Source organism: Paraburkholderia sp. BR14312, assembly GCF_040948675.1.
GTDB classification, from domain to species: Bacteria; Pseudomonadota; Gammaproteobacteria; order Burkholderiales; family Burkholderiaceae; genus Paraburkholderia; species Paraburkholderia nodosa_A.
Genome location: NZ_JBFPKI010000005.1, coordinates 158,564 through 183,234, shown reverse-complemented (window position 1 = coordinate 183,234; position 24,671 = coordinate 158,564). Strand labels below are relative to the sequence as shown.

26 protein-coding genes are annotated in these 24,671 nt (G+C 62.4%); 19 read left to right on the top strand and 7 right to left on the bottom strand.

The annotated features are described in order from the left end of the window. Positions 1–2 precede the first annotated feature (2 nt). From AB3X98_RS15760 to AB3X98_RS15730, 7 genes are all read left to right on the top strand, one after another. Positions 3–1,214, top strand: coding sequence for an acyl-CoA dehydrogenase family protein (locus AB3X98_RS15760; protein ID WP_368602267.1), 1,212 nt, complete (start codon positions 3–5; stop codon positions 1,212–1,214). Positions 1,215–1,293: 79 nt separating this feature from the next. Beyond that, on the top strand, positions 1,294–2,454 hold the full coding sequence (locus tag AB3X98_RS15755; RefSeq protein WP_069266505.1) for an acyl-CoA dehydrogenase family protein: 1,161 nt from the start codon (positions 1,294–1,296) through the stop codon (positions 2,452–2,454). A 19-nt stretch (positions 2,455–2,473) separates the two neighbouring features. After that, positions 2,474–3,211: an enoyl-CoA hydratase gene (locus AB3X98_RS15750; protein WP_368602268.1), complete on the top strand. Its 738-nt coding sequence runs from the start codon at positions 2,474–2,476 to the stop codon at positions 3,209–3,211. A 79-nt stretch (positions 3,212–3,290) separates the two neighbouring features. Further along, a complete protein-coding gene (locus tag AB3X98_RS15745; protein ID WP_368602269.1) occupies positions 3,291–4,085 on the top strand; it encodes an enoyl-CoA hydratase/isomerase family protein in 795 nt (264 codons plus the stop codon). A 51-nt stretch (positions 4,086–4,136) separates the two neighbouring features. Next, positions 4,137–4,916 carry an SDR family NAD(P)-dependent oxidoreductase gene (locus tag AB3X98_RS15740; protein ID WP_368602270.1) on the top strand — a complete coding sequence of 260 codons (780 nt, stop codon included), beginning with the start codon at positions 4,137–4,139 and terminating at the stop codon, positions 4,914–4,916. Between the two features lie 21 nt (positions 4,917–4,937). After that, positions 4,938–5,930: an NAD(P)H-dependent flavin oxidoreductase gene (locus tag AB3X98_RS15735; RefSeq protein WP_368610280.1), complete on the top strand. Its 993-nt coding sequence runs from the start codon at positions 4,938–4,940 to the stop codon at positions 5,928–5,930. Positions 5,931–6,058: 128 nt separating this feature from the next. Then, a complete protein-coding gene (locus AB3X98_RS15730) occupies positions 6,059–6,739 on the top strand; it encodes a TetR/AcrR family transcriptional regulator (RefSeq protein WP_083245401.1) in 681 nt (226 codons plus the stop codon). Between the two features lie 21 nt (positions 6,740–6,760). On the opposite strand, the gene AB3X98_RS15725 is transcribed toward AB3X98_RS15730, so the two are convergent. Then, entirely contained in the window at positions 6,761–7,648 is an 888-nt protein-coding gene (locus AB3X98_RS15725) for an SDR family NAD(P)-dependent oxidoreductase (protein ID WP_368602272.1), read from the bottom strand. Between the two features lie 55 nt (positions 7,649–7,703). Here AB3X98_RS15725 and AB3X98_RS15720 point away from each other — a divergent pair, with 55 nt between their 5' ends. Then, positions 7,704–8,231 (top strand): nuclear transport factor 2 family protein, encoded by a 528-nt coding sequence (locus AB3X98_RS15720; RefSeq protein WP_368602273.1) that lies wholly within the window; start codon positions 7,704–7,706, stop codon positions 8,229–8,231. 41 nt (positions 8,232–8,272) lie between these two features. Then, positions 8,273–9,424, top strand: coding sequence for a Gfo/Idh/MocA family protein (locus AB3X98_RS15715; RefSeq protein WP_368602274.1), 1,152 nt, complete (start codon positions 8,273–8,275; stop codon positions 9,422–9,424). Here the strand turns inward: AB3X98_RS15715 and AB3X98_RS15710 are convergent. The 6 genes from AB3X98_RS15710 to AB3X98_RS15685 form a co-directional block, all read right to left on the bottom strand. Beyond that, positions 9,326–9,835: a tyrosine-protein phosphatase gene (locus tag AB3X98_RS15710; protein WP_368602275.1), complete on the bottom strand. Its 510-nt coding sequence runs from the start codon at positions 9,833–9,835 to the stop codon at positions 9,326–9,328. The two genes, AB3X98_RS15715 and AB3X98_RS15710, sit on opposite strands and share 99 nt — an antisense overlap. Before the next feature lie 121 nt (positions 9,836–9,956). Next, a complete protein-coding gene (locus AB3X98_RS15705; RefSeq protein ID WP_266228802.1) occupies positions 9,957–10,733 on the bottom strand; it encodes an enoyl-CoA hydratase-related protein in 777 nt (258 codons plus the stop codon). 43 nt (positions 10,734–10,776) lie between these two features. Further along, entirely contained in the window at positions 10,777–11,541 is a 765-nt protein-coding gene (locus AB3X98_RS15700; RefSeq protein ID WP_069266513.1) for a glucose 1-dehydrogenase, read from the bottom strand. Between the two features lie 39 nt (positions 11,542–11,580). Then, complete coding sequence (locus tag AB3X98_RS15695; RefSeq protein ID WP_069266514.1) at positions 11,581–12,834, bottom strand: CaiB/BaiF CoA-transferase family protein; 1,254 nt, start codon at positions 12,832–12,834, stop codon at positions 11,581–11,583. 2 nt (positions 12,835–12,836) lie between these two features. Beyond that, a complete protein-coding gene (locus AB3X98_RS15690; RefSeq protein ID WP_069266515.1) occupies positions 12,837–13,313 on the bottom strand; it encodes a MaoC/PaaZ C-terminal domain-containing protein in 477 nt (158 codons plus the stop codon). A 48-nt stretch (positions 13,314–13,361) separates the two neighbouring features. Further along, a complete protein-coding gene (locus AB3X98_RS15685; RefSeq protein ID WP_342947358.1) occupies positions 13,362–14,525 on the bottom strand; it encodes an acyl-CoA dehydrogenase family protein in 1,164 nt (387 codons plus the stop codon). Between the two features lie 383 nt (positions 14,526–14,908). Between AB3X98_RS15685 and AB3X98_RS15680 the strand changes: the two genes are divergently transcribed. The 10 genes from AB3X98_RS15680 to AB3X98_RS15635 are packed head-to-tail and all read left to right on the top strand — an operon-like array spanning position 14,909 to position 24,664. Further along, positions 14,909–15,274, top strand: coding sequence for a Zn-ribbon domain-containing OB-fold protein (locus AB3X98_RS15680; RefSeq protein WP_069266517.1), 366 nt, complete (start codon positions 14,909–14,911; stop codon positions 15,272–15,274). Between the two features lie 60 nt (positions 15,275–15,334). After that, the gene (locus tag AB3X98_RS15675) at positions 15,335–16,486 is read left to right on the top strand and encodes a thiolase (protein WP_342947360.1); all 1,152 of its coding nucleotides are present in this window, start codon (positions 15,335–15,337) and stop codon (positions 16,484–16,486) included. 53 nt (positions 16,487–16,539) lie between these two features. Continuing rightward, entirely contained in the window at positions 16,540–17,340 is an 801-nt protein-coding gene (locus tag AB3X98_RS15670; RefSeq protein WP_368602276.1) for an enoyl-CoA hydratase/isomerase family protein, read from the top strand. An 11-nt stretch (positions 17,341–17,351) separates the two neighbouring features. Further along, positions 17,352–18,158: an enoyl-CoA hydratase/isomerase family protein gene (locus AB3X98_RS15665; protein WP_368602277.1), complete on the top strand. Its 807-nt coding sequence runs from the start codon at positions 17,352–17,354 to the stop codon at positions 18,156–18,158. Positions 18,159–18,175: 17 nt separating this feature from the next. Beyond that, entirely contained in the window at positions 18,176–18,991 is an 816-nt protein-coding gene (locus tag AB3X98_RS15660; RefSeq protein ID WP_256094871.1) for an enoyl-CoA hydratase/isomerase family protein, read from the top strand. Between the two features lie 44 nt (positions 18,992–19,035). After that, positions 19,036–19,890: an SDR family oxidoreductase gene (locus tag AB3X98_RS15655; protein ID WP_368610279.1), complete on the top strand. Its 855-nt coding sequence runs from the start codon at positions 19,036–19,038 to the stop codon at positions 19,888–19,890. Between the two features lie 3 nt (positions 19,891–19,893). Continuing rightward, positions 19,894–21,036 carry a CaiB/BaiF CoA transferase family protein gene (locus tag AB3X98_RS15650; protein WP_368602279.1) on the top strand — a complete coding sequence of 381 codons (1,143 nt, stop codon included), beginning with the start codon at positions 19,894–19,896 and terminating at the stop codon, positions 21,034–21,036. A gap of 44 nt (positions 21,037–21,080) precedes the next feature. After that, entirely contained in the window at positions 21,081–22,280 is a 1,200-nt protein-coding gene (locus AB3X98_RS15645) for an acyl-CoA dehydrogenase family protein (RefSeq protein WP_069266524.1), read from the top strand. A gap of 31 nt (positions 22,281–22,311) precedes the next feature. Further along, positions 22,312–23,466 carry an acyl-CoA dehydrogenase family protein gene (locus AB3X98_RS15640; protein WP_368602280.1) on the top strand — a complete coding sequence of 385 codons (1,155 nt, stop codon included), beginning with the start codon at positions 22,312–22,314 and terminating at the stop codon, positions 23,464–23,466. Positions 23,467–23,497: 31 nt separating this feature from the next. After that, positions 23,498–24,664 carry an acyl-CoA dehydrogenase family protein gene (locus AB3X98_RS15635; protein WP_069266547.1) on the top strand — a complete coding sequence of 389 codons (1,167 nt, stop codon included), beginning with the start codon at positions 23,498–23,500 and terminating at the stop codon, positions 24,662–24,664. Positions 24,665–24,671: the final 7 nt, after the last annotated feature.

Here is a 24,671-nt window from a genome sequence, read left to right as displayed (position 1 = left end):
ATATGGACTTTCGCGTAGACCCCGCCGACATTGCGTTCCGCGAAGAAGTGCGGGCTTTTCTCAAAGCGCACCTGCCGGCGGATATGGCATTTCGCGGCCAGCAGGGCTTCCTCGCAGGCGACGACGATTCGCAGCGCTGGACCCGCATTCTGCATGAAACACGCGGATGGTCGGTGCCGCATTGGCCCATCGCCGATGGCGGCACGGGCTGGACCGCGATGCAGCGCTACATCTTCGAGGAAGAGTGCTATCTGGCGGGCGCTCCAACGCAGAATCAGGCGGGTGTATCGCTCGTCGGACCCGTGATTTGCGAGTTCGGAAACGAAGAGCAGAAGCGCCGCTTTCTTCCACCGATTCAGCGCGGCGAAGTGTTCTGGGTGCAGGGCTTTTCGGAGCCGGGTTCGGGCTCCGATCTCGCGTCGCTGCGCACGACGGCGGTTCGCGATGGAGACCACTACATCGTCAACGGACAAAAGATCTGGACGAGCTTTGGCGCCTATGGCCAATGGAACTTCGTGCTGGTACGAACGGACAGCGAAGCGAAGCCGCAGAAGGGCATTTCATTCCTGCTGCTCGACATGGCGACGCCGGGTGTCACAGTGCGGCCCATCGGGTCGCTCGACGGTTGTCATCACCTGGCCGAAGTGTTTTACGACAACGTGCGCGTGCCCGCCGAAAACCTGATCGGCGAAGTGAATAAAGGCTGGGGATATACGAAGTTTCTGCTCTTTAACGAACGTGCGTTCCTCGGCGCCGAAGCACCGGCGCTCAAGCGTTATCTGCGCAAGATCCGGCACTACGCGTCGCGCGAGCGCGCGGCGGGCAGGCCATTGATCCAGGACCCCACGTTTGCCTCGCGTCTCGCGCAGCATGAACTGGAGGTTCGGGCGATCGATATGGCGGTGCAGAAGATTCTGCATCAAGGGATCGACGAGCGTAGCGGCGGCATGGCAATCGGGTCCATGCTCAAGGTGCGAGGCTCGGAACTTCACCAGAAGCTCACGGAGATGTTGCTGGAGGTGATTGGCGACTACGGCGCCGTGTTCTACCCCGATCCGAACGAGGAACGTGCACTGCGCGACGCGTCGTTTATCGGGCCCGAATACGCGCCGGGCCTCGCCGCCGAGGTTTTCTACCGGCGCGCGTGCACGATCTACGGCGGCACGGCCGAAATCCAGCGCAACATCATCGCGAAGGCGATGTTCGATCTGTGACGCCTGCGTCGATCCAGGAACAGCCGTCGATCCCCGTTACGGGTGATCGCATCAATTGCCGGTAGATAGAGGGTGCAGCATGGACTTCGAGTTGAGCGACGAACAGCGGATGCTGCAGGAAAGCGCGCAGCGCTTCGTGCAAAAGAGCTATACGTTCGAACATCGCAGCAATCTGGCTTCGCAACGCGGCGGTTTCTCGCGTGAGACATGGCGCGTGCTCGCAGAAATGGGCTGGCTTGGCATCGCGGTGCCGGAGGAAATGGGCGGGCTCGGTTTCTCGCCGGTGGAGAGCGCCATCGTGGCCGAGCAGATCGGGCGCGCACTGGTGCTCGAACCCTACGTGATGTGTGGCGTGTTTCCGGCCTCGCTCGTCACGCGCTGCGGGCGCGAAGGACAGCGCGAAACCATGCTCGGGGAAATCGTCTCCGGCGAAGCCGTTTATGCGGTCGCGCACAGCGAGCGCGAGGCGCGAGGCCAGGTGCACTACGTCACGGCCACGGCGCAGAAGACGGCAGACGGCGCCTGGCGCCTGGACGGCTACAAAACGCTCGTGGTAGGTGCACCCGTTGCCGACCGGCTGCTTGTCGTCGCTCGCACCGCGGGTGCGGCCGGTGACAAGGACGGCATCGGTATTTTTCTCGTCGATCCGAAGCAGGCGGGCGTGACGCTCAAGACGTGCGCACTGCTCGACGGCACGCCGTCGGCCGATCTGCTGCTCGATGGCGTGATCGTGGCAGATGCCGATGTCGTCGGCGAGCCAGGGCGCGCTTACGAAGGACTACAGGCCGCAGTTGACGAAGCCATCGTTGCGATTTGCGCGGAACTGGTGGGCGATATGGAAGACGCCATTGAACTCGCTTCGGACTACCTGAAAACACGCAAGCAGTTCGGCGTTCCAATTGGCAGCTTCCAGGCGCTGCAACACCGTATGGCCGACATGGCGATCGATGCCATGCAGGCGCGCGCAACACTGCACCGTGCATTGCTTGCGCTCAGCGAGGACAGCACGAAGCGAAGCGTGGAGATCTCAGGCTGCAAGGCGCAGACCACGCGCAGTGCGAAGTTCGTCACGCAGCAAGGCATTCAGTTGCACGGCGGTTATGGCATCACGAACGAATACAAGGTAGGTCATCACTATCGCCGCCATCTCGTGCTCGACGCGTTGTTCGGCAACATGGACTATCACCTGAATCGCTACGCGTGCCAGATTCAACACGAGGCATTGGCGGCGACGGCTTGAACCTTATCGAGGCACTGCCATGGACGCAACAAGAACCGATCTGCTCGGCACGACGCGTGAGGACGCTGTTCTCACGCTTACACTGAACCGGCCCGAGGCGCGCAATGCGCTGAACCTTGCGTTGACCGAAGCGCTGGTCGAAGCACTGCGCCGCTTCGAAGCCGACGAAAGCCTGCGCGTGCTGATCGTGACGGGCGCCGATCCGGCCTTTTGCTCGGGGCTCGACCTCAATGACTTCTCCGCGCCCGATGCGCCGCGCGCGCGAGTCGCAGAAATGATCGACATGTGGCCGCACATCACCAAGCCGGTGATCGCGGCGGTGAACGGCGCCGCCGTTACCGGCGGGTTCGAGCTTGCAATGGGATGCGATTTCATCCTTGCGTCCGAGCGAGCGCGCTTTGCCGACACGCATACGAAAATCGGCGCGCTCGCAGGCGGCGGCATGACAGCGCGGCTGCCCTATATCGTGGGCCCGAGGTGGGCCAAGCAGATCAGCCTGACGAGCGAGCCGATCGACGCGGCAACCGCGTTGCGCATTGGTCTTGTGAACGAGGTGGTGGGTCACGATCAGTTGATGGAGCGGGCAAAGGCGGTTGCGAAGACGATTGCGAGCCGTCGTCCCGACCTCGTCGCAACCGTCAAGCAGGTGATCGATCAGGGCGCGCTGGCAACACTCCAGGATGCCTTGCGCATCGAGAAGGCCGCGCTGGCGGAACAAAAGCAACGCGGCGGCATGGCGTGGCAAGTGCAGAAATAATCGATCCGCCGAACAAGGCGCGTAACCCGGGCGCGGTAGCGCCGGCTCATCCAGCAACTCTGGCCCCACGGCGCCAAACATGACAAATCTATACGGCCTTCCAGACGATATTCAAGTCACGGCAGATGGCGGCCTGCGCATCATCACGCTCAACCGGCCCGACGATCTGAACGCGTCGACTACGGAGATGTTGTTTAGCTATCCAAAGCTATTCGCGGCGCTCGCTGACGATCCCGAGGCGCGCGTGGCCATTCTCACGGGTGCGGGGCGGGCATTCAGCGCAGGCGGAGACATGAACCATTTCGTCAAGACGCTCGACGACCCCGAGTTCGCCCGGCGGGTTCAAGAGAACGCACGCCAGACCATACACGGTTTCATCGACGTACCGATTCCGATCATCGCAGCGGTCAACGGCCCTGCGGTGGGGTGGGGCGCGACGATGGCCACGTTGTGCGACATCGTTCTGATGTCCGAGAAATCGTTTCTGGCCGAACCGCATATCAACATCGGTCTAGTCGTGGGCGATGGTATTTCCGTAGCGTGGCCGCTCTACACGAGCCTGCTGCGGGCGAAGGAACTGATCTTTACGGGCGATCGCATCACTGCGCAGCAGGCGGTTGAATACGGACTCGCCAACCGCGTCGTGGAGCCGGGCAAGCTGATGGACGAAGCGTTGGCGCTTGCCGAAAAGCTCCTCAAGCAACCGCGTCACGCGCTGCGCGAAACCAAGAAGCTGATGAATCTCCACCTCCATCGCAGTGCCGCGCAGATGCTCGACACGACGCTTGCGCGGCAGCTTGCGGCAACGCTCAGCGATGAGCATCACGAGATTGCTTCAGCGTTCATCGCTCAGCAGAAACGCAAACAGGGCTAATTGGCACGGTGATTCTCCTTCATCGGCACCCCATTCTTATGTGGAGTACGCATGGGCTCTTCGCTTTTCGACTTGACCGATAAGGTCGCCATCATCACGGGTTCGAGTCGCGGCATTGGGTACGCCAGCGCGCTCGGCATGGCGGAACATGGTGCAAAGGTCGTCATTTCCGGCCGTAACGCCGACGCCTGCGAAACCGCCGCGCAAGCCATCAACGAAAAGATCGGCAGCCGCGTGGCCATGCCGTTTGCCTGCAACATCGGGCGCAAGGCCGAACTGCAAAATCTCGTGGACGCTGCGAACGGCAAGTGGGGCAGAGTCGATATCGTGATGGCCAATGCAGCAATTCATCCCTGGATTGGATCTGCCCTCGATCTGCAGGACGAAACGTTCAACAAGTTCATGCAAGTCAACGTGCAGAGCAATATCTGGCTCGTGCAGATGACCATGCCGGGCATGATCGAACGCGGCTATGGGCGCTTCATTTCGGTGGCATCGGTGGTCGGTCTGTTCGGCGACGCCGTGACGGGAACCTACGGGCTCACCAAGGCCGCCGACATGCAACTGGTGCGAAACCTCGCGATGGAATTCGCAGCGAAGGGGGTCACTGCCAACTGCATTGCGCCGGGCACATTCAAGACCGAGATGGCGCGATCGCAGTGGGAAGACGAGGCGATGGTCGAATGGTACCGTGGCCGCAATCCGTCGCAACGCTTCGGCGAAGTCGAGGAGATTGCCGGGCTCGCCGTGCTTCTGGCGTCGCCCTCGGGTGGCTATATCAACGGCCAGACGATCGCGGTGGACGGTGGCCACACGATTTCGTTTCGCTGATTTGCGCGAGGAAACCGCATCGTGCGCCCACAGATGTTCAAGACGCGAATCACCGATCTGCTCGGCATTCGCCACCCCATTCTTTGCGGCGGTCTCGGGCCACGCGTGTCCGACGCTCGATATGTCGCCGCCGTCGTCAATGCAGGCGGCATGGGGTTCATCGTCGGCGCCGGCTTTCCCGATGCCGACGAATTTCGCAACGAGTTGCGGACCTGCCGTGAACTCAGCGGTGCGAAGAACTTCGGCGTCAATCTCTACATATCACGGCAAGCGGGTGGCGTGGAGCGCGTCAAGCAACAGATCCGCATTCTGATCGAAGAGAAAGTCGCTTGCGTAGAAACGGCGGGTGCGAGTCCGGAAGCGGTCGTGCCCATCCTCAAGGAGGCGGGCATCAAGGTTTTGCACAAGGTGCCCGCTGTGCGCTATGCACATACGGCCGTGCGGATGGGCGTCGACGGTGTGATCGTCGTCGGCAACGAATGCGGCGGCCACCCCGGCATCTATCAGATCGGCAGTATCGTGCAGGCCGCGCAGGCGCCGCGGGAAGTTGGCTTGCCTGTCGTGATTGGCGGCGGCATCGGTACGGGGCGCCAGCTTGCAGGCGTGCTGGCGATGGGGGCCGACGCCGTCATCATGGGCACGCGCATGATGGTTGCAGAGGAGCTGTGGATTCATCCCGAGGTCAAGGCGAAGGTGGTGGCGGGCGACGGCAGCGAGAGCGTCGTGGTCAAGTCTGCGATCCGTGATCACCACCGCGTGCTGCGCAACGAGAGCGCTGAGGCGGTCCTGGAGCTGGATCGCGCGCAGGTGACCGAATTCGAGCAATTCCGTCCTCACGTGATGGGCGCGCTCGCACACGATGCCTACGTGACTGGCGACACCCGCAAGGGCATGATCGACTACGGCCACGCGGCGGTCTTTGCCGATGCGGTGAGGAACGTCGAAGCCATCTTCGACGAGATGATCGACGACGCGGTAGCTGCGTCGGACCGGCTGGGCAAACTGATGACGTAGAAAGTTGTCATGGCGACGATAGAGCGTGCAGGGGTCTGGCAGGTCCGGCACACGTGGCCCCTGGGCTACAATCTCAGGCGTACTGGTTTCAATACCTGTAATGCATACGCAATCTCTATCGGCACGCCATGAACGCAGTGAAAAGGCCGCAGGCCACGCTTGAGGACGAGGCTTTGCCAGGTGCGAAGCGGGGGCGCCCATTCAAGGCCGACGCGGCGAAGCGCCAGGACGAACTGCTCGATCACACACTGGAGCAGTTCATGGCCGTGGGCTATCGAGCCGCGACCATGGACGGCATTGCGGCCTCGTTTGGCGCGAGCAAGTCCACGATCTACCGGCGCTATGGAAGCAAGGCCGGTCTGCTGAGCGCGGCGATGGAGCGCGGCGTTCCGCTGCTACTCGATCCGCTTGCCCAGGTCTCCACCGATGCTCGCCGCTCGCCGCGCTCGGTTCTGCGCGATTACGGCGAAATCATTCAGTCTTATCACGCCGATCCGAGCATACGCGCGATGTGGCGGGCGGTAAGTGAGGCGAGGGAAGAACTGGGCGACATGCTGGGGCACGTCGTAGAACAGCAGGATAGGGCGCTGGCTCCCATCGCCGACTATCTCGCTACGCTGGCACGCAACGGAAAGATCGCTGTTGCCGAGCCGCGTGCGGCCGCTGCGTGTTTCGGCGCGTTGACGAGCGGCGGTCTCGCCAGCTTCCTCGGCGAGCCGCCTCGCGAGAACGAGCGGCGAGGCGCGCTGGAGTTTGCGCTCACGCTGTTTCTAGACGGCATACTGCCGCGTGCGTCTGCACGGAAATAAGTGAGAGCTTGCGCTGCGGCGCTAACCAAACAGTTTGCGCAACGTGCCGCCCATGGGAACGGGGAGCGTCGCGCCTTCGTCGTAAGGCCAGCGCAACATGCCGAGGGCGGCTGCGGCACCGCCGTCCACGTGCAGTACCTGACCTGTGATCGACCTCGCGAGGTCGGATGCGAGGAACAGCACGGCATTGGCGAGGTCGTCCGCGGCAGGAGGCGTTTGCAGCGGGATGTACATCTGAAAGGCCTTCGCCCACCATTCGGCCGGGGCGTCGGCGTTGAGCGAGCGCCATGGTTCGGGAATGGCTGCGGCGTTGCCCGCGCTGGGCGTCGTATCGGGCGCGATCAGGTTCACGCGTATTCCGTGCGGGCCGAGTTCCCATGCCATCGCTTTCGAGAAGTTCGTCGTTGCCGCTTTCGCGCCTGCGTAAACGGCAAAACCGCCGGCACCGCGATGTGCTTCGATGGTCGTGAAATTCACGATCGATCCGCCGCGCCCGCTGCGCTGTAATAGCGGCACCGCGTGACGCATCGATTCGACTACGTAGCCGAAATTGCGCTGAACGTCGTCGGCGCAATCGCGCTCCGCGCGTTCCATGAATGGCTGCATGCACGTGCCGCCAACCACGTTGACAAGCACATCGATACCGTCGAAGAAGCGCGCGGTCTCGCTATAGAACTGCGCGAGTTGGTCACTTCGTGTGGCGTCCGCATGCATGTCGAACACGCGGCGTCCCATCTCCCTTAGCGCCGCCGATGTGCTTGCAATGCTTTCGTCATCGATGTCGCAAAACGCGATGTCAACGCCGGCCTCGCCGAGCGCAAGCGCGACCGCTTTGCCAATTCCTGCCGCACCACCAATCAACACGGCTCTGCGCCCTTCGAGTGCGCCCCTGCGATCCAGAAATTCCATCGGCTTCTCCTTTCATTGGGATGTGAGTGAGCGAGAACACGGCAGAATCCGCGTATTGAATAATGGTACCGACGGTGCTATTGTTTCTCAAGGGTATCAAAGCAATGTGCCGAAGACGTCGATCCATGGAGGATCCTGCGTGACCGACATCGAACGACTCCTTGCAATCGAGGAAATCAAGCAGCTCAAAGCGCGTTATCTGCGCTGTGTCGATACGAAGCACTGGGAAGCATTCGGCGCAGTGTTCGCGCCTGATGGCCAACTCGACATCAGCGACGATGTCCCGGGATGCATTCTTGCGGGCAGGGAGAACATCGTGCGCGCGGTCAGTGTCCCGCTTGCCGGATGCGTAAGTGTTCATCACGGCCATTGCCCCGAGATCGATATCACATCGAGCACCACGGCCAACGGCACCTGGGCAATGGAAGACATGTTGCGCTGGGGGGCGAAGTCGGCGTATCCGAATCGCACACTGCATGGCTACGGCCACTATGTCGAGACCTACGAGAAGATCGACGGCCAGTGGCTTATCAAGAGCATGAAACTGCAGCGACTGCGCGTCGATGTCGGAGTGCAGACGTGAGTGCAATAAACCCATCGGATGCAAGACATGGAGAAGCGATCGTGACACGCAGAATCGGCATCATCGGCGCCAACTGGAGCCTGAAAGTGCACGGCAGCGCCTGGCGGCTGCTGCGGGATGTGGAGGTGGCGGCGGTCTGCACCGCGCACCGCGAGACCGCCGAAGCGGCGGCGCAGGCATTCGGCGTGCCGCGCGCGTATTGGAACGTCGCCGATCTCGTCGCCGATCCGACGCTCGACATCATCGATGTCGGCAGCAGGCCTGCATATCGCTACGACATGGTCATGGCTGCGCTCAACGCCGGCAAACACGTGTATGACGCGCTGCCCTTTGCGGTCGATACGGAGCATGCCGTTGCGCAGAGCGAACTCGCGGCGAAGAAAGGATTGGTTGGGGTCGTCGATGCACAGTTTCGTTGGGTGCCCGCAGCGATGCACATGCAGGCGCTGATCGCAGAAGGGTTCCTCGGCGAACCGCTCGGATTCAATTTTCAGCTGCTTCAGCCGCTGCGCAACCACGATGGTTTCATCTATCCCCACGCGTCCTATCCCGGCGGCGGCGTCTCGCCCTACAAGTGGCTTGCCGACGCGCAAAGCGGTGGCAGCGCATGGCGCAATTTCGGCAGCCACATGGTGCTGCTGCTCGTGCCGCTGCTCGGGCGGGTGAAGGCGGCCGCCGGTTCGGACACGACGGGCATCAAGCAATGGCGCCTGCCGGACGGCAGCGTATTCACGCCGGACACCGCCGATCTCGGCTGTAGCGTGCTGCGCATGGAAAACGGCGCGCTAGGCACGGTCCAGACGAGTTGGGCCGTGGCCGACGGTCCGGGCATTCGCGCAGAACTTTGGGGAACGAAAGGACGCCTGCTCTATGTCGATCCCACGTTTGGCGATGGGGTTTCGTCGCGTCTTTACGCGGGAAAGCCGGAGCCATTCGAATTCGGTACTGCGGCAGGCGAGTGGCTCGAAACGCCCGCACGCTATTTCGAGGTGCCTGGAACGGGGTTCTCGAAGGAGAACGCGCCTTCGTATATGGTCTCGATGGGATGGATGTTTCACGACATGCTCCAGGCCATCGAGCAAAAACGGGCACCGTCACCCAGCTTCGAGGAAGCCACGCACGCGCACCGGGTGGTGGAGGCGGTGATCGAATCCGGCCGTAGCGGGAAGTGGATCGAGATCGGCGGTCGTTGAGGTTCGCGGGGACAGCGCGGTCGCTGTTCCAGCCACCTTCTCCTTCACTCCAGCAGGGCGTCGCGCAACCGATGTAGTTGAGACGGGTCGAGTCGGGCAGCGCTTCGAGGTTACGCTCGACCGAGCCGTGGCTGGCGGCCATCGCCGAGAAACCTCATCGAGATAGAGCGCATCGACGCCGGCTACAACATCGATCACCGACGCATCGAGTGCTGCACCGAAATGGATGGCCATCGCTTGCGCAGCGGATTCGTGCAAGAGTCCATTGCGTGTGCTCCTCAGATAATCACGATAGATCGTATCGCGCGAGACGCCCAGCGCATGGAGCATGATGGCTATCCGAAATCCAGTCCGGTCTTTGCCCGCCGTGCAGTGGAAAATGACGGGCAGACACCGACCTCCATTTACCATGAGTCTTGGCCGAGGCAATGAGCGTTTACGGGTGCCTCACTATCGACGTACACGCGCGAAAATTGAAATGAGGTGGGCTGGCGACGGCAGGCAGGCGCGTCGCCGCATTTTTTGCTTCGTCTTACTTCACGTACTTGCGGAACTCCGGCTTGCGCTTTTCGCGGAACGCATTGCCGCCTTCCTTGGACTCGTCGGTTTCGTAATACATTGCGAGCGCTTGCATTGCGAACGCACCGATGCCGCGAATATTCTCGGTATCGATATTGAACGATCGCTTCGCCAGCGCGATGGCCGTGGGGCTCATCTGCAGAATCTCGTCGCACCACTTTTTCGTTTCGGCATCGAGTTGCTCGGGGGGCACGACTGCGTTGATGAGGCCCCAGTCGAGCGCCTGTTTTGCACTGTATTTGCGGCACATGTACCAGATTTCCCGTGCGCGCTTCTCGCCGATGATGCGCGCGAGGTACGCGGTGCCGAAACCCGGATCGACCGAACCGACCTTCGGGCCGACCTGGCCGAAGATCGCGGTTTCGGAAGCGATCGCGAGGTCGCAGATCGTCACGAGCACGTTGCCGCCGCCGATCGCGTAGCCGTTCACGCGTGCGATCACCGGCTTCGGAATGTCGCGGATAATGCTTTGCAGTTCCTCGATCGGCAGGCCCACGGTGCCGCGGCCGTTGTAGCCGTCGCCGGACTGGTCGCCGCCGGTGCAGAACGCCTTTTCGCCGGCGCCGGTGAGCACCACGACGCCGATGTCCTTGTTCCATCCCGCGAGACCGAAGGCCTTGATCAGTTCTTCACAGGTGTTGGCGTTGAACGCGTTATAGACGTTGGGGCGATTGATGGTGATCGTCGCGACGCCATCCGCTTCCTTGTAGATAATGTCCCTGAATTCCATGTCGTATTCCGATGTTGTTTATTGAGCAGGTTCGAGACGCCGGTTAGCCGGCCATCGTCAGGCCGCCGGACACGCTGATGACCTGGCCGCTGATGAAAGCGGCGTCGTCGCTCGCGAGGAAGGCAACCGTGCCGGGGATATCGCCCGGTTCGCCCATGCGGCCGAAAGGCACGGCCTTCACGAGCGCCGCCTTGATGCGCTCGCCTTTCTCACCTTGCGCGAGGTTGTCGAGCAGCGGGGTCGCGGTGGGGCCGGGGCACACGACGTTGACGGGAATATGCTGGCGCGCCATTTCGCGCGCCATGGTTTTCGTGAACGCGATGAGACCGCCTTTGCAGAACGAATAGACGGCTTCCATCGAGGAGCCCACGCGTCCCGCATCGGACGAGATGTTCACGACGCGGCCACGGCCGCGCTCAGCCATGCGGCGCAACACGGCGTGGTGCATATTCAGCGGGCCGTACAGGTTGATCGCGACGACCTTGTCCCAGAACGGCTTCTCCGTTTGCAGGAAGAACGAACCCATGTCCCAGCCCGCGTTGTTGACCAGAACCTCGATCGGACCGAGGTCTTCCTCGACTTTGGCCACCGCGGCATGCACGCCTTCGTGATCCGTGATGTCGACACGGTACGCACGCGCCTTGCCACCCGCCGCCTCGATTTCTGCCGCGACACGTGCTGCGCCTTCTTCGTTCAGATCGAACAGCGCGACGGTCGAGCCTTCCTCGCCGAATCGCTTGCTGATGGCGGTTCCGATCCCGCCCGCGGCGCCGGTTACGATGACGACCTTCTCCTTGAGCCCCTTCATTGGTTCCCCTCCGTGATGTGCGAGGCGCGTTCGCGCCAGTTAGTCTTTGCTCAACGCTTCCGTAACGGCTTGGCCTTTTCCCGTGGCACGGGCGACGAGCGCGCTGGCTTCGCTTGCGCTATAGCCCGCTTCGATCAGGACTTCGATGCTGTGCTCGCCGAGATTCGGCGGCAGATAGCGAACGTTGCCGGGCGACTCGGAGAAATGCACCGGGATCGAGGTCATGACCATGTCGCCTTCGGTCGGGTGATCGAAGCGCTGGAAGAAGCCGGTTTCCTTGACGTACGCGTCGTGCATCAGGTCTTTCAGGTCGCGCACGGGACCGTGCGGAACGTCCGCCAAGGCAAAAATGGCGTTCCATTCAGCCGTGGTCTTATTGCGGATGGCGTCGCCAACGATGCGGTACAACTCGTTGATGTTGCGCATGCGCTCGGTCATGTGGCAAAAGCGCGGGTCATCCAGCAGATGCGCCGCATCGATCGCGCACAGCACGCGGCGCCATTGCTCGTTGTTCACCGCAAGCAGGCAGATATGGCCGTCCTTCGTCGCATAAGGGCGGCGATACGGCGAGAACATGCGCGGATAGCCAAGGCCCGTGCCGTCATTGGAACCCAGCGCGCCTTCCCAGAGATGCTCGAAAAGATTGAACTGCAGCATCGTTTCGAACATCGGCACATGGACGAGCTGACCGAGGCCGGTACGCTCGCGGTGATAGAGCGCCATGCCAATTGAGGAGGCCAGCACGTAACCGCAGAACTTGTCGACGATCACGGTGGGGAAGTAGCGCGGCGAGCCGTCAGCGTCACGGTTCATCGCGGCAATGCCGGTTTCGCCCTGGATCACGTCGTCGAAGGCGGGGCGATCCTTGTAGGGGCCGTCGATGCGGTAGCCGGCGCCCGACGCGTAGACGATGCGCGGGTTGCGCGCCCGTACGGCTTCGTAGCCGATGCCGAGCCGTTCGGCGGCGCTCGGACGCATGCTGTGCACGATGACGTCGGCCGATTCGACAAGCTTGAGCAGCGCTTCGCGGCACTCGGCCTGTTTGAGGTTCAGGATCACGCTCCGCTTGTTGCGGTTCATGATCGTATAGAACACGGCCATGTCGGGATTGCGGCCGGGGCCGTTCTTGCGGTTCTGGTCGCCTTCGGGCGGTTCGATCTTGATGACGTCCGCACCCATGTCGCCGAGCAGCTGTGTGGCGACCGGACCGAGCACGTTGATGGTCAGGTCGATCACGCGCACACCGGCTAACGGGCCCGTGGCCCGTTCGAGGGGTTGTTGTGGATTTTCCATGCTCAGGCCTTGTATTCTTTGCCCTTCACGAGTCTGAGCGGCGTGTACACCATCACTTCCGTGCCGTCCTGCTTGATCACGCGATTACGCGTGCGTACGAGACCCAGTCCTGGACGCCCGTTGCTGGGCCGGCATTCGATGACTTCGCATTCCACATGAATCGTGTCGCCCACGTAGGTGGGACCCTTGATATCCAGCTCCATGTTGAGGAACGCGAAGCCGACGCCCTGCATGGTGGCCTGCGTGAGCAGCCCCTCCATGAGCGTAAACACGAGTGCTCCCGGCGCGACGCGTCCCTTGATCGCGGACTGCTCCCTTAGAAACTCTGTGTTGGTAAACAGCACTTCCAGCATGCCGGTCACGGATACGAAATTCACGACGTCCGTTTCGGTGACTGTGCGGCCCACGGTCTTGAACTTGCGTCCAACGGGCAGGTCCTCCCAGTGGATACCCAAACCAACCGTTTCGACTTCTTCCATTGCCTGTCCTCTGTTGTTGTCGCTCGCTTGTTAGCTCAACTGTCTTTTTCAGTTCTTCTTGATGCGGCCCAGCACGTTGTCCGCGACAATGTTGCGCTGGATTTGATTCGTGCCCTCAATGATCTGCACAACTTTTGCGTCGCGGAAATACCGGTTTATCGGGTACTCGTTGGAGATGCCGGCAGCGCCAAAAAGCTGTACGGCGTCAGTCGCGACCTTCATGGCGACATCCGATGCGAACATCTTCGCCATCGCAGCCATTGGAGCGAGTTCGCGTCCGCTTACGCCCGCGTCGACGAGCGACGCGGTGCGGTAGACAAGTTGGCGCGCGGCTTCGGTCTGCGTGACCATGTCGGCAATCATCCAGCGCACACCCTGGAAGTTGCTGATGGTCTGGCCGAACGCTACGCGATCCTGAATGAATTTGACGGCATGGTCGATCGCCCCCTGCGCAATGCCGACCGCGCGCGCGGCAACGATGGGGCGGCTCGTGTTGAGCGCTTCCATGGCCACCTTGAATCCCTGGCCACCTTCCGGCCCGAGACGGTCTTCCACGCGAATGAAGGCGTCGTCGAAATAGAGGGGGCAAGACGCTACGCCTCGCGCGCCCATCTTGTCTTCTTCATTACCGATGGTGAGCCCGTGCGTGTTGCGATCGACGATAAAAAGATTGATCCCCAGCGGCTGCCCTTCCTCATCGAGCGTCTTTGCCGCGACGAGAATGAAGTCGGCAATATGCGAGTTCGTGCACCAGATTTTTGAGCCGTTGAGCACATAGCCGCCGTTCTTGCGGCGCGCTGTGGTGCGAATGCCGGATACGTCGGAGCCGCTTTGAGATTCGGTAATCGAGAGCGCGCCGCGCAATTCGCCGGATGCGAGTCCGGGCAGAAGGCGTGCCTTCTGTTCGTCCGTGCCTCCTTCGAGAATGGCGCCAAAGGGCGTCCATTGCACGACCAGCAAATAGCCGGTGTTGTAGCAAACTCGCCCAAACTCCTCGACGGCGATACAGGCCGACATCACACTGCCGGCGCCGCCATACGCTTCCGGAAACGGCAACGTGAAGAGGCCCAGTTCCTTAAGCAGTGCATACATGTCATGCGGATACTCGGCCGTACGGTCGATCTCGTCGGCGCGCGGTGCCACACGCTCCCTTGCGACGCGACGGATGAGATCGCGGATCTGAACCTGGTCGTCTGTTAGTTCGTATGTCACTTCGAGCTCTCTTACTGGCGGTTTTCCGGATCGGGCCAGGATTCGTCTTTCGGAGCGGGCCAGGTTGCCCCGCTGACCACTCCCGAATCACCCCGGTCTCTTCAAAATGTTGAACAATGTTCGATAAAGTAAACGATGGATCAGGTGGCCGTCAAGCGCAGAAACCGGCTGGCGCGGGTTTGTCCGAGGTGCGTCCTGAATTTCGCCGGGATGTAGTGTCAGCCTTGTGGGGCGGGGCACGACAGGGCTTTCCCACCGTTGACAGCACGCTTCCGATGCGTTTAATATTTGGAACAGTGTTCGGTTATTTGTTCCATTTTGGCCCGACATAGCGGCTCGATTCGCGGGAGCCCTAAGGCAAAAACGATTTGGAGGAGCGGGGAATGGACTCTCTTTGTCCTGAAGTCGACTATCAGAAGTTTCTGGCCGAGGGCCGCTTGATGATCCAGCGCAGCCGCAGCAGCGGCCGCTATGTGTTCTATCCGCGCGTGGCCGAGCCGGTCACCGGGGCGCGCGATCTGGAATGGGTCGACGCGTGCGGGAAAGGCACGGTTTATTCCACCACGGTCGTGCGCCAGAAGTCGCCCACGCCGAGCTACAACGTCGCAGTGATCGATCTGGAGGAAGGTGTGCGCATGCTCAGCTGCGTTGAGGGCATCGAGCCGGAGGCCGTGCGCATTGGCATGCCCGTGCAGGCGAAGATCGTCTACCGGGGGGATGCGGCACTGCTCGTATTCGAACCAGCCTGACGCCCGCTAACCCGCAACCGGCCGTCAAGAGCCGGTCGCACCTGATGAAAGGTAGATCGAATGGAATTCAACTTGCGCGGGCGTACCGCACTGGTGGCAGGCGCCACCTATGGGATGGGGGAAGCACCTGGGTTGTCGTCGATGGACCTTGCTGCGCGCGCTTGCGTCGACGCGCTGGCCCAGGTAGGGCTCACGCCCGGCGATGTGGATGGCCTGTTCGTGTGCACGCCCGACGACATGCTCTCGGGTCTCACGTTTGCCGAGTACCTCGGTATTAACCCGAAGTTCACCGATAACAACCGAAGCGGCGGCTCGGCGTTCGAGATTTACGCACACACTGCGGCGATGGCCTTGTCTACGGGCCAGATCGACGTCGCGCTGATCGCATATGGGAGCAACCAGCGCAGCGCGGCGGGCAAGCTCGTGCAGTCGTCGCGTCCCTCGCCGTGGGAGAGCCCGTACAAGCCGATGAATCCGGTCTCGTCTTATGCGCTCGCGGCGGCGCGGCATATGCACCAGTTCGGCACGAAGCGCGAACATCTGGCCGAGGTGGCCGTCGCCGCGCGCAAATGGGCGCAGCTCAATCCGGATGCGTACATGCGCACGCCCTTGTCGATCGATGACGTGATGGGCGCGCGTCTCGTATCCGACCCGCTTTCCGTGCGCGATTGCTGCCTCGTGACGGATGGCGCGGCGGCCGTCGTCATGGTGCGCGCCGACCGCGCACGCGATCTGACCGACAAGCCCGTCTATCTGCTCGGCGCGGCTTCGGCCACGTCACACCGCGAAATTGCGAGCATGCCCGATCTCACGGTGACGGCGGCCGCGCAATCGGGCCGGCGCGCGTATGAAATGGCGGGCGTGAAGGCAAGCGATATCGACGTCGCGATGCTGTACGACGCATTCACGATCAACACCATTCTGTTCCTGGAAGACCTCGGCTTCTGCCCCAAGGGCGAAGGCGGCCGCTTCGTCGCGGACGGGGCCATCGCGCCGGGCGGCCGGCTCGCGGTGAATACCAACGGCGGCGGGTTGTCCTGCGTTCACCCCGGCATGTATGGGCTTTTCCTGATCGAAGAGTCGATGCGGCAGCTGACGGGGCGCGCCGGCGAACGCCAGATTCCCGGCGCGAAGCTGGCCATCGCACACGGCAACGGCGGCGTGCTCTCGAGCCAGGCCACGGTGATTCTCGGAACTGAGGAAACGCTGTAAGACACGGCGGCCGCACAGGCCACGGTCAACAGTTTTGCATGGGAGACGGACAGATGAGCGTAGAGATCGGCGGCGACGCGACAGAGATCGTCCAGGTCCAGCAAGACGGTGCAATCGCGATCGTCACATTGAATTATCCCCAACGCCGCAACGCATTTTCATTGAAGATGCGTCAGACGTTGTATGCGCAACTTTATCGTCTGATGCATCAGGAGGAAAGTTGCCGCGCAATTGTCCTGACCGGCGCCGGCAATACGTTTTGTGCGGGCGGCGACATCTCGGAGATGCAGACGCGCAAGGTGCTCGAGTACCGGCAACGCAATGAACTGCCACTCGATATCTTCAGACTGATGGTCGAAGGCCCGAAAGCGGTTGTTGCCGCGGTCGAAGGGTTTGCGTTTGGTGCAGGCCTCTCGCTCGCAGCGGCTTGCGACTACGTCGTCACATCGTCGGCGGCGCGCTATGCGAGCGCGTTCGTGAAAGTCGGGCTTTTGCCCGATACGGGGCTCTACTGGTCGCTCACGCAACGCGTGGGCGGTGGCCTCGCACGTGAACTCATGCTGAGCGCGCGCGAGTTCAACGGAGTAGAAGCGGGCGAGACCGGGTTTGCGAATCAGGTCGTCGAGCCCGGCGAGGCGCTGAACGCGGCCTTGAAGGTGGCACAACAGTACGCGGAATTGCCCTCGGTCGCCACCGCGCACCTGAAGGCCGCGCTCGCGACGGGCATCCGCACGCTCGACGAGGCGATCGAAGCCGAAGTCAACCTGCAGCCCATCCTGCGCCGCAGCCGCGAACACCAGGAAGCCGTGAGCGCCTTCATGGAAAAGCGCAAGCCGGTGTTCGTGGCCGACTGAAGGGAGCCAACATGAGCGAAAAACAAACGGCAGCAACCGAAACGGCGGCGCTGATCGAGGTGACCCGCGAGGGGCCGGTCGCGATCGTGACGTTGAACAATCCGCGACGCCGCAATGCGATGGGGCGCCAGATGCGCCAGTTGCTGCGTGACACGGTGCATCGTCTCATGGTCGACGACCCAGAGTCGCGCGCAATTGTACTCACAGGCGCCGACGAGCATTTCTGCGCGGGTGCGGACATCTCCGAGATGACGAAGCGCACGATCCTCCAAAGCCGCGAAATTCTGGCGGAATCGTGCATGGTGGTGCGCGAAATGCAAGCGGGTCCGAAGCCCGTTGTGGCGGCGGTGGAAGGCGTGGCCTTCGGCGCCGGACTCTCGCTCGCGGTGGCGGCCGATTACGTCGTCGCAGCGTCGAGCGCGCGTTTTTGCGCTGCGTTTCTGCGCGTGGGGCTGATTCCAGATACCGGCATTCTGTGGACGCTTCCGAAGCGCATTGGCATGGCCCGCGCGCGCGAGATGCTTTCGCTCGCTACGGAGATCGACGGTAACAAGGCCGCGGCAATCGACCTCGCAAACGAAGTGGTCGAGTCGGGCGCGGCGCGCGCCAGGGCGATTGAAGTTGCACTCGGCCTCGCGGCCTTGCCACCGCTCGGCGTGGCGCTGTTGAAGGAGTCGCTCACAAACGCCGCGACGACCATGGAAGGCGCGCTGCGCGCCGAGATCGACTATCAGCCCATCCTGCGTCAGTCGAAAGACCATCAGGCTGCCTGCAAGGCATTTATGGAAAAGACCACACCGGTCTTCACCGGCGAGTGAGCGCGGGGACCCATGCGATGAGTATCGAGCAGAAGGAAATGACTGCGGGCGCCGACGAGGTCGTGCAGGTGCGCCGTGAAGGCGACGTGAGCGTTGTCACGATGAACTATCCCGAGCGCCGCAACGCGTTCTCCATGAAGATGCGGCTCGCGCTGACGGAGGTGTTTCAGCGACTCATGAACGACGACCCCGATACGCGCGCCATCGTGCTGACGGGAGCGGGCGGTCATTTTTGCGCGGGCGGCGACCTCTCGGAAATGCACGCGGCCACGCCGCCATTGCTCGCGCTGCGTGAACGCATTGCGGTGGGCGTGCGTCTGTTCAAGCTGATTTATACGGGCACGAAGCCCGTCGTCGCGGCAGTGGAAGGCACGTGCTACGGAGCGGGCGTCTCGCTGGCTGCTGCCTGTGATGTCGTGGTCAGCGCCGAGACGGCGAAATACTCGTGTGCCTTCGGCAAGGTAGGCCTGCTGCCCGACACCGGGATTCTCTGGACGCTCCCGCAAAAGGTGGGTGGCGGCAAGGCGCGCGAACTGATGCTGAAGGGCGATGTCATCGATGCAACCACGGCGCGCCGCATCGGCCTCGTCAGCGAGCTGACGGTGAGCGGACACGCGCTCGATGCGGCGATCGAGGCCGCGGCTCGCTTTGCGAGCTATCCGCCGGTGACGCTGGCGCTCCTGAAGGCGAGCCTCGTCAACGCGGGCAACTCGATCGAGGACGCATGCCGTCTGGAGACCGATCTCAATCCGCTGGCGCGTCAAACGAGCGATCACACGGAAGCCGTGAAGGCCTTCATGGAAAAGCGCAAGCCGGTTTTCACGGGCGCCTGAAGCCGACGTTCTTCATTGCTGTCTCTACAGGAAGTTCAATGCCAATGTTTACGCCTGACCTGCTGAAGAACAAACGAATCCTGATCACCGGTGGTGGCACGGGGCTCGGCAAGAGTATCGGCCGACGTTATCTCGAACTGGGTGCCGATCTTGTCATCTGCGGCCGCCGCAAGGAAGTGCTCGGCGCGACCGCCGACGAGTTTCGCGGCGCGGTGCCCGGCGCACGCGTCACGACGGTGCAGGCGGACGTGCGCAGCGCGGAATCCGTCGAGGCAATGATGGACACGATCTGGCAGGACGGCCCGCTCGATGTGCTGCTGAACAACGCTGCGGCGAATTTCATCGCGCGCACGGAGAGCCTTTCGCCGCGCGCGGTGGACGCGGTGCTCGGCATCGTGCTGCACGGTAGCTTCTATTGCACGATCGCGGCGGGCAAGCGCTGGATCGACGCGGGCCACGCGGGCAACGTGATTAGCACGGTGTCTACGCCCACGATGACCGGCTCGGCCTTTACGGTGCCCTCCGCCGCGGCGAAGGCGGGCGTTCTCGCGATGACCCGTAGCCTTGCGGTCGAGTGGGGCCCGAAGGGCATCCGTCTGAACGCGGTGGCGCCCGGACTTTTCCCTACGCCCGGCGCCTGGGAGCAACTGTATCCGCCGGGCTCGCAGGTCGAACCGCAGGAGCGCTCCGTTCCGCTGCGCCGCTTCGGCGATCACACGGAACTCGCCGATCTTTACGCGTATCTGGCATCGGATGGGTCCGGCTACATCACCGGCGACATGATCGTGATCGACGGCGGCCGCTGGATGCAGGGCGTTGGCGGCCCGACCTTCCGTGCCATGCAGGACTGGACCGACGAACAATGGGACGCCATGCGCGCCCATGCGCGCAAGGGTTGAACGATGGGTCCGCTCGCGGGAGTCCGAATCATTGAGCTTGCCGGCATCGGGCCGGGCCCCATGGCCGCGATGTTGCTCGCCGACCTGGGCGCGACGGTGTTGCGCATCGAGCGTCGCCAGCCGGTCAAGCTCGGTATCGAGCGCCCGTTGCGCTACAACCTGTTGCTGCGCAACCGGAAGACGATCGCGCTCGACCTGAAAGACCCGGAGGCTGTCGAACTCGTGCTTTCTCTGGCGGAGCGCGCCGACGCCTTGATCGAAGGCTTCCGCCCTGGTGTGACCGAGCGCCTGGGGCTCGGTCCGCAGGTTTGCCTCGGTCGCAACCCGAAACTCGCCTATGGGCGCATCACGGGATGGGGGCAAGACGGACCGCTCGCGCAGTACGCGGGGCATGACCTGAACTACATTGCGATCACCGGTGTGCTCAACGCGATCGGGCGCCGCGATCAGCCGCCGTCGATACCGTTGAACCTGATCGGCGACTATGCGGGCGGTTCGCTGTACCTCGCGATGGGGCTGCTCTCGGCAATTCTGCACGCGCGTAACGGCGGCTCAGGCCAGGTCGTGGATGCCGCGATCGTCGACGGTACGGCCAACCTTGCCACCACGTTCTTCGGCATGCAGGCAGCCGGTATCTGGCGTGACGGGCGCGGGACGAATATCACGGACTCCGGATCACACTTCTACGACGTATACGAATGTGCGGACGGCAAGTGGATTACCATCGGCCCGATCGAGGACAAGTTCTATCTCGAACTGCTGCGCTTGCTCGACATCGACACGCGAACCCTCGGCGCTCAGCTTGACGAAAGCAATTGGCCTGCCGCGCGCGCCCTGTTTGCGCTGAAGTTCAAGAGCCGCACACGCGAGCAATGGACCACGCTGCTCGAGCATTCGGACGCATGCTTCGCACCGGTGCTGTCGTGGACCGAGGCACCCGAGCATGCGCATCTGAAGGCGCGCGGCACGTTCATCGAAGTCGACGGCATCGTGCAGCCCGCTCCGGCGCCGCGCTTTTCCACCACGGTGCCCGCGAAACCGACCGCGCCTGAAGCGCCCGACGCGGCAACGGTCGACGCCGCGCTGGCTGCGTGGCTCGAACCGGGCCGCATTGGCGAGCTGAAAGAAGCGGGAACGCTGGCCTGAGTGGCACACGCCAGGCGAGCCAAAGAAAACGAAACGAGACACTCATGGATCTGCGATATACCGACGAAGAACTGGCGTTCCGCAATGAGGTGAGAGCCTTCTTCAAGGAAGCGCTGCCCGCCGACATTCGACGCAAGGCCACCCTGGGGCAGCGCTATTCGGCGGCCGACCTGCGCCGCTGGCAACGCATTCTCTACGAGCGCGGCTGGGCGACGCCCGCGTGGGACAAGGCGTGGGGCGGGACCGGCTGGAGCGCCGTGCAGCAATACATCTTCAAGGAAGAGCTGCACATGGCCCCGGCGCCCGAAACATTGTCGTTCAACGTGAACATGATCGGCCCGGTGCTGATCGCGTTTGGCAGCGAAGAGCAGAAGCGCCACTTCCTGCCCCGCATCGCGAGCCTCGAATACTGGTTCTGCCAAGGCTTTTCCGAGCCGGGCGCGGGTTCGGATCTGGCCGCACTGCGCACCCAGGCGATTCGAGAAGGCGACCACTACGTCATCAACGGGCAGAAGCTCTGGACCTCTACGGCGCATCACGCCGACTGGATGTTCTGTCTCGTGCGCACGGATTCGAGCGGGAAGAAGCAACAGGGTATTACCTACCTGCTGATCGACATGAAGACGCCGGGCTTGACGGTGCGCCCGATCATCACGATCGACGGCCACCACGAAACCAACGAGGTGTTCTTCGACAACGTGCGCGTGCCGGTTGCGAATCGCATCGGCGAGGAAAACAAGGGCTGGGACTACGCCAAGTATCTACTCGGCAACGAGCGCAGCGGCATTGCACGCGTGGGCGTTTCGAAGATGCGCGTGCGGCACGCAAAGGACCTCGCGAAGCGCGTGCCCTGCGGGGACGGCGTGCTGTGGGACGACCCGCGCTTTCGGGAGCGGGTCGCGGCCGTGGAAGTGGAGTTGAAGGCGCTGGAAATGACGCAGATGCGCGTGATCGCCGAAAGCCGTGCGCAAGAGAGCCATGTGCCGGACCCCAAGACTTCGATCCTGAAGATCAAGGGTTCGGAACTCCAGCAACTTTCCGCCGAACTGCTGCTGGAAGTGGCGGGGCCGGATGCGTTGCCGCTCGATATCGACTTCCTGCGCGGTCTTGGCGACGCAGTTCGCGAGCCCGAATGGGCGCTGACGATCGCGCCGAACCACTACTTTGCGCGTCACGTTTCGATTGTGGGCGGCTCCAACGAGATTCAGAAGAACATTCTCGCCAAGTCGGTATTGGGACTTTGAGCGACGGTCGAACAGCGGAGAAGCATGGGCTATGGACTTTGATTTCACCGATGAGCAACGCATGCTCAAGGATAGCGTCGAGCGTCTCGTCAAGGACGAGTACGGTTTCGAGCAGCGTGCGAAGTACCTCGTGGAGCCGGACGGCTTCAGCCGCGCGCAATGGGCGCGCTATGCGGAGATGGGGCTGCTGGGTCTTTCATTCGATGAGGAATACGGCGGCAGCAACTGCGGTCCTGTCGAGACGATGATCGTCATGGAGGCGTTGGGCCGCGGCCTCGCGGTCGAGCCGTACCTCGCAACGGTCGTGCTGGGCGGCGGCTTCGTGCGCCTTGGCGGCAACGCGGCGCAACGCACGGCGATTCTGCCGCAGATCGCGCAGGGCGAATTGCTGATGGCCTTTGCGCACAGCGAAGCGCAGTCGCGCTACGACCTGGCGGACGTGGCGACCACTGCGCGGCGCGAAGGCGACGCATGGGTGATCGACGGCGCCAAGCGCGTCGTGCTGCATGGCGGCAATGCCGATCTCCTCGTGGTGTCGGCGCGGGTGTCGGGCGGCAGGCGCGAGCGTGACGGCATCGGCCTGTTCGTGGTGAGGGGCGACGCGGCGGGCGTGACACGCCGCGTGTATCCGACACAGGACCGGCTGAGCGCGGCAGATATCGAATTTTCCGGCGTGCGAGTTCCGGATAGCGACGTGCTGGGTGTCGCGGGTGCCGCGTTCCCGCTCATTGAAACAGTCGTTGCGCACGCAATCGCCGCGGTGAGCGCGGAAGCTGTAGGCGCGATGACCGCCGCGCACGAAGAAACCGTCGAGTATCTCAAGGTCCGCAAGCAGTTCGGCGTACCCATCGGGTCATTTCAGGCGCTCCAGCATCGGGCGGTCGATATGCTGGTCATGGTGGAGCAAGCGCGCAGCATGGCGCTTTTCGCGACCATGATGAGCGAGGAGCCGGATGCGGGGGAGCGCGATCGCAGCCTGTCCGCCGCGAAAGTGCAGATCGGACGCTCGGGCCGCTTCGTCGGCCAGCAAGGCGTGCAACTGCACGGAGGCATCGGGATGACCGAGGAGTGCAAGATCGGCCACTACATGCGACGCCTGAGCGTGATCGATATCCAGTTCGGCTCGACCGAACATCATCTGACCCAGCTCGCCAATGCCGGCGGGCTGATCGATGCAGCAGCGTGAGCCGCGTCCAGCCAAGTATACGGAAACATTCATGAGCCGAATTACCTCTCCCGACCAATATCAGGAACTGCGCGACGCGCTGCGTGACCTTTCGAAGGAATATCCCGATGAGTACTGGCGCCGCATCGATCACGAACGCGTGTACCCGGAGGCGTTTGTCGACGCGTTGACGAAGGCCGGCTGGATGGCGGCGCTGATTCCTCAGGAGTACGGTGGTTCCGGCCTCGGGTTGACCGAGGCGTCCGTGATCATGGAGGAGATCAACCGCAACGGCGGCAACTCGGGGTTCTGCCACGGCCAGATGTACAACATGAATACGCTGCTGCGCAACGGCTCGGAAACGCAAAAGCGCAAATATCTGCCGAAGATCGCGAGCGGCGAATTGCGCCTGCAGTCGATGGGCGTGACCGAGCCGACCACGGGAACGGACACCACGAAGCTGAAGACCACCGCCGTGAAGAAAGACGGCCGCTATGTGGTCAACGGCCAGAAGGTTTGGATTTCGCGCGTGCAGCATTCGGACATGATGATCCTGCTCGCGCGCACCACGCCCTTGTCTGACGTGAAGAAGAAGTCGGATGGGCTGTCGTGCTTTCTCGTGGACCTGCACCAGGCGATCGGCAACGGTCTGACCGTGAGGCCGATTCCCAACATGGTCAATCACGAGACCAATGAACTGTTCTTCGACAATCTGGAGATTCCCGAAGAGAACCTGATTGGCGAGGAAGGCAAGGGCTTCAAGTACATCCTCGACGGGCTCAATGCCGAGCGTGCGCTGATCGCGGCCGAGTGTATCGGCGACGGCTACTGGTTCGTTGAGCGCGCATCGAAATATGCCAGCGAGCGTATCGTCTTCGACCGGCCGATCGGCATGAACCAGGGTATCCAATTTCCGATCGCCGAGGCGTATATCGACGTGCGCGCGGCGGATCTCATGCGCTACAGAGCCTGTGAACTATTCGACAACCATCAGGCATGCGGCGCGGAAGCGAACATGGCGAAGCATCTGGCGGCCACGGCTTCGTGGAAAGCGGCGAATGCCTGCTTGCAGACGCATGGCGGCTTCGGTTTCGCCTGCGAATACGACGTCGAACGTAAGTTCCGCGAAACGCGGCTTTATCAGGTGGCGCCGATTTCGACGAATCTGATTCTGTCCTACGTCGCCGAGCATGTGCTCGACCTGCCGCGTTCATTCTGATCATCGA

Coding starts and splice junctions, on each gene's coding strand:
- AB3X98_RS15660 (WP_256094871.1), top strand. CDS start 18,176: ATGAGTATCGAGCAGAAGGAAATGACTGCGGGCGCCGACGAGGTCGTG.
- AB3X98_RS15675 (WP_342947360.1), top strand. CDS start 15,335: ATGGAATTCAACTTGCGCGGGCGTACCGCACTGGTGGCAGGCGCCACC.
- AB3X98_RS15665 (WP_368602277.1), top strand. CDS start 17,352: ATGAGCGAAAAACAAACGGCAGCAACCGAAACGGCGGCGCTGATCGAG.
- AB3X98_RS15760 (WP_368602267.1), top strand. CDS start 3: ATGGACTTTCGCGTAGACCCCGCCGACATTGCGTTCCGCGAAGAAGTG.
- AB3X98_RS15750 (WP_368602268.1), top strand. CDS start 2,474: ATGGACGCAACAAGAACCGATCTGCTCGGCACGACGCGTGAGGACGCT.
- AB3X98_RS15690 (WP_069266515.1), bottom strand. CDS start 13,313: ATGGAAGAAGTCGAAACGGTTGGTTTGGGTATCCACTGGGAGGACCTG.
- AB3X98_RS15710 (WP_368602275.1), bottom strand. CDS start 9,835: ATGGTAAATGGAGGTCGGTGTCTGCCCGTCATTTTCCACTGCACGGCG.
- AB3X98_RS15640 (WP_368602280.1), top strand. CDS start 22,312: ATGGACTTTGATTTCACCGATGAGCAACGCATGCTCAAGGATAGCGTC.
- AB3X98_RS15650 (WP_368602279.1), top strand. CDS start 19,894: ATGGGTCCGCTCGCGGGAGTCCGAATCATTGAGCTTGCCGGCATCGGG.
- AB3X98_RS15745 (WP_368602269.1), top strand. CDS start 3,291: ATGACAAATCTATACGGCCTTCCAGACGATATTCAAGTCACGGCAGAT.
- AB3X98_RS15740 (WP_368602270.1), top strand. CDS start 4,137: ATGGGCTCTTCGCTTTTCGACTTGACCGATAAGGTCGCCATCATCACG.
- AB3X98_RS15755 (WP_069266505.1), top strand. CDS start 1,294: ATGGACTTCGAGTTGAGCGACGAACAGCGGATGCTGCAGGAAAGCGCG.
- AB3X98_RS15725 (WP_368602272.1), bottom strand. CDS start 7,648: ATGGAATTTCTGGATCGCAGGGGCGCACTCGAAGGGCGCAGAGCCGTG.
- AB3X98_RS15670 (WP_368602276.1), top strand. CDS start 16,540: ATGAGCGTAGAGATCGGCGGCGACGCGACAGAGATCGTCCAGGTCCAG.
- AB3X98_RS15705 (WP_266228802.1), bottom strand. CDS start 10,733: ATGGAATTCAGGGACATTATCTACAAGGAAGCGGATGGCGTCGCGACG.
- AB3X98_RS15635 (WP_069266547.1), top strand. CDS start 23,498: ATGAGCCGAATTACCTCTCCCGACCAATATCAGGAACTGCGCGACGCG.
- AB3X98_RS15700 (WP_069266513.1), bottom strand. CDS start 11,541: ATGAAGGGGCTCAAGGAGAAGGTCGTCATCGTAACCGGCGCCGCGGGC.
- AB3X98_RS15680 (WP_069266517.1), top strand. CDS start 14,909: ATGGACTCTCTTTGTCCTGAAGTCGACTATCAGAAGTTTCTGGCCGAG.
- AB3X98_RS15655 (WP_368610279.1), top strand. CDS start 19,036: ATGTTTACGCCTGACCTGCTGAAGAACAAACGAATCCTGATCACCGGT.
- AB3X98_RS15645 (WP_069266524.1), top strand. CDS start 21,081: ATGGATCTGCGATATACCGACGAAGAACTGGCGTTCCGCAATGAGGTG.
- AB3X98_RS15695 (WP_069266514.1), bottom strand. CDS start 12,834: ATGGAAAATCCACAACAACCCCTCGAACGGGCCACGGGCCCGTTAGCC.
- AB3X98_RS15730 (WP_083245401.1), top strand. CDS start 6,059: ATGAACGCAGTGAAAAGGCCGCAGGCCACGCTTGAGGACGAGGCTTTG.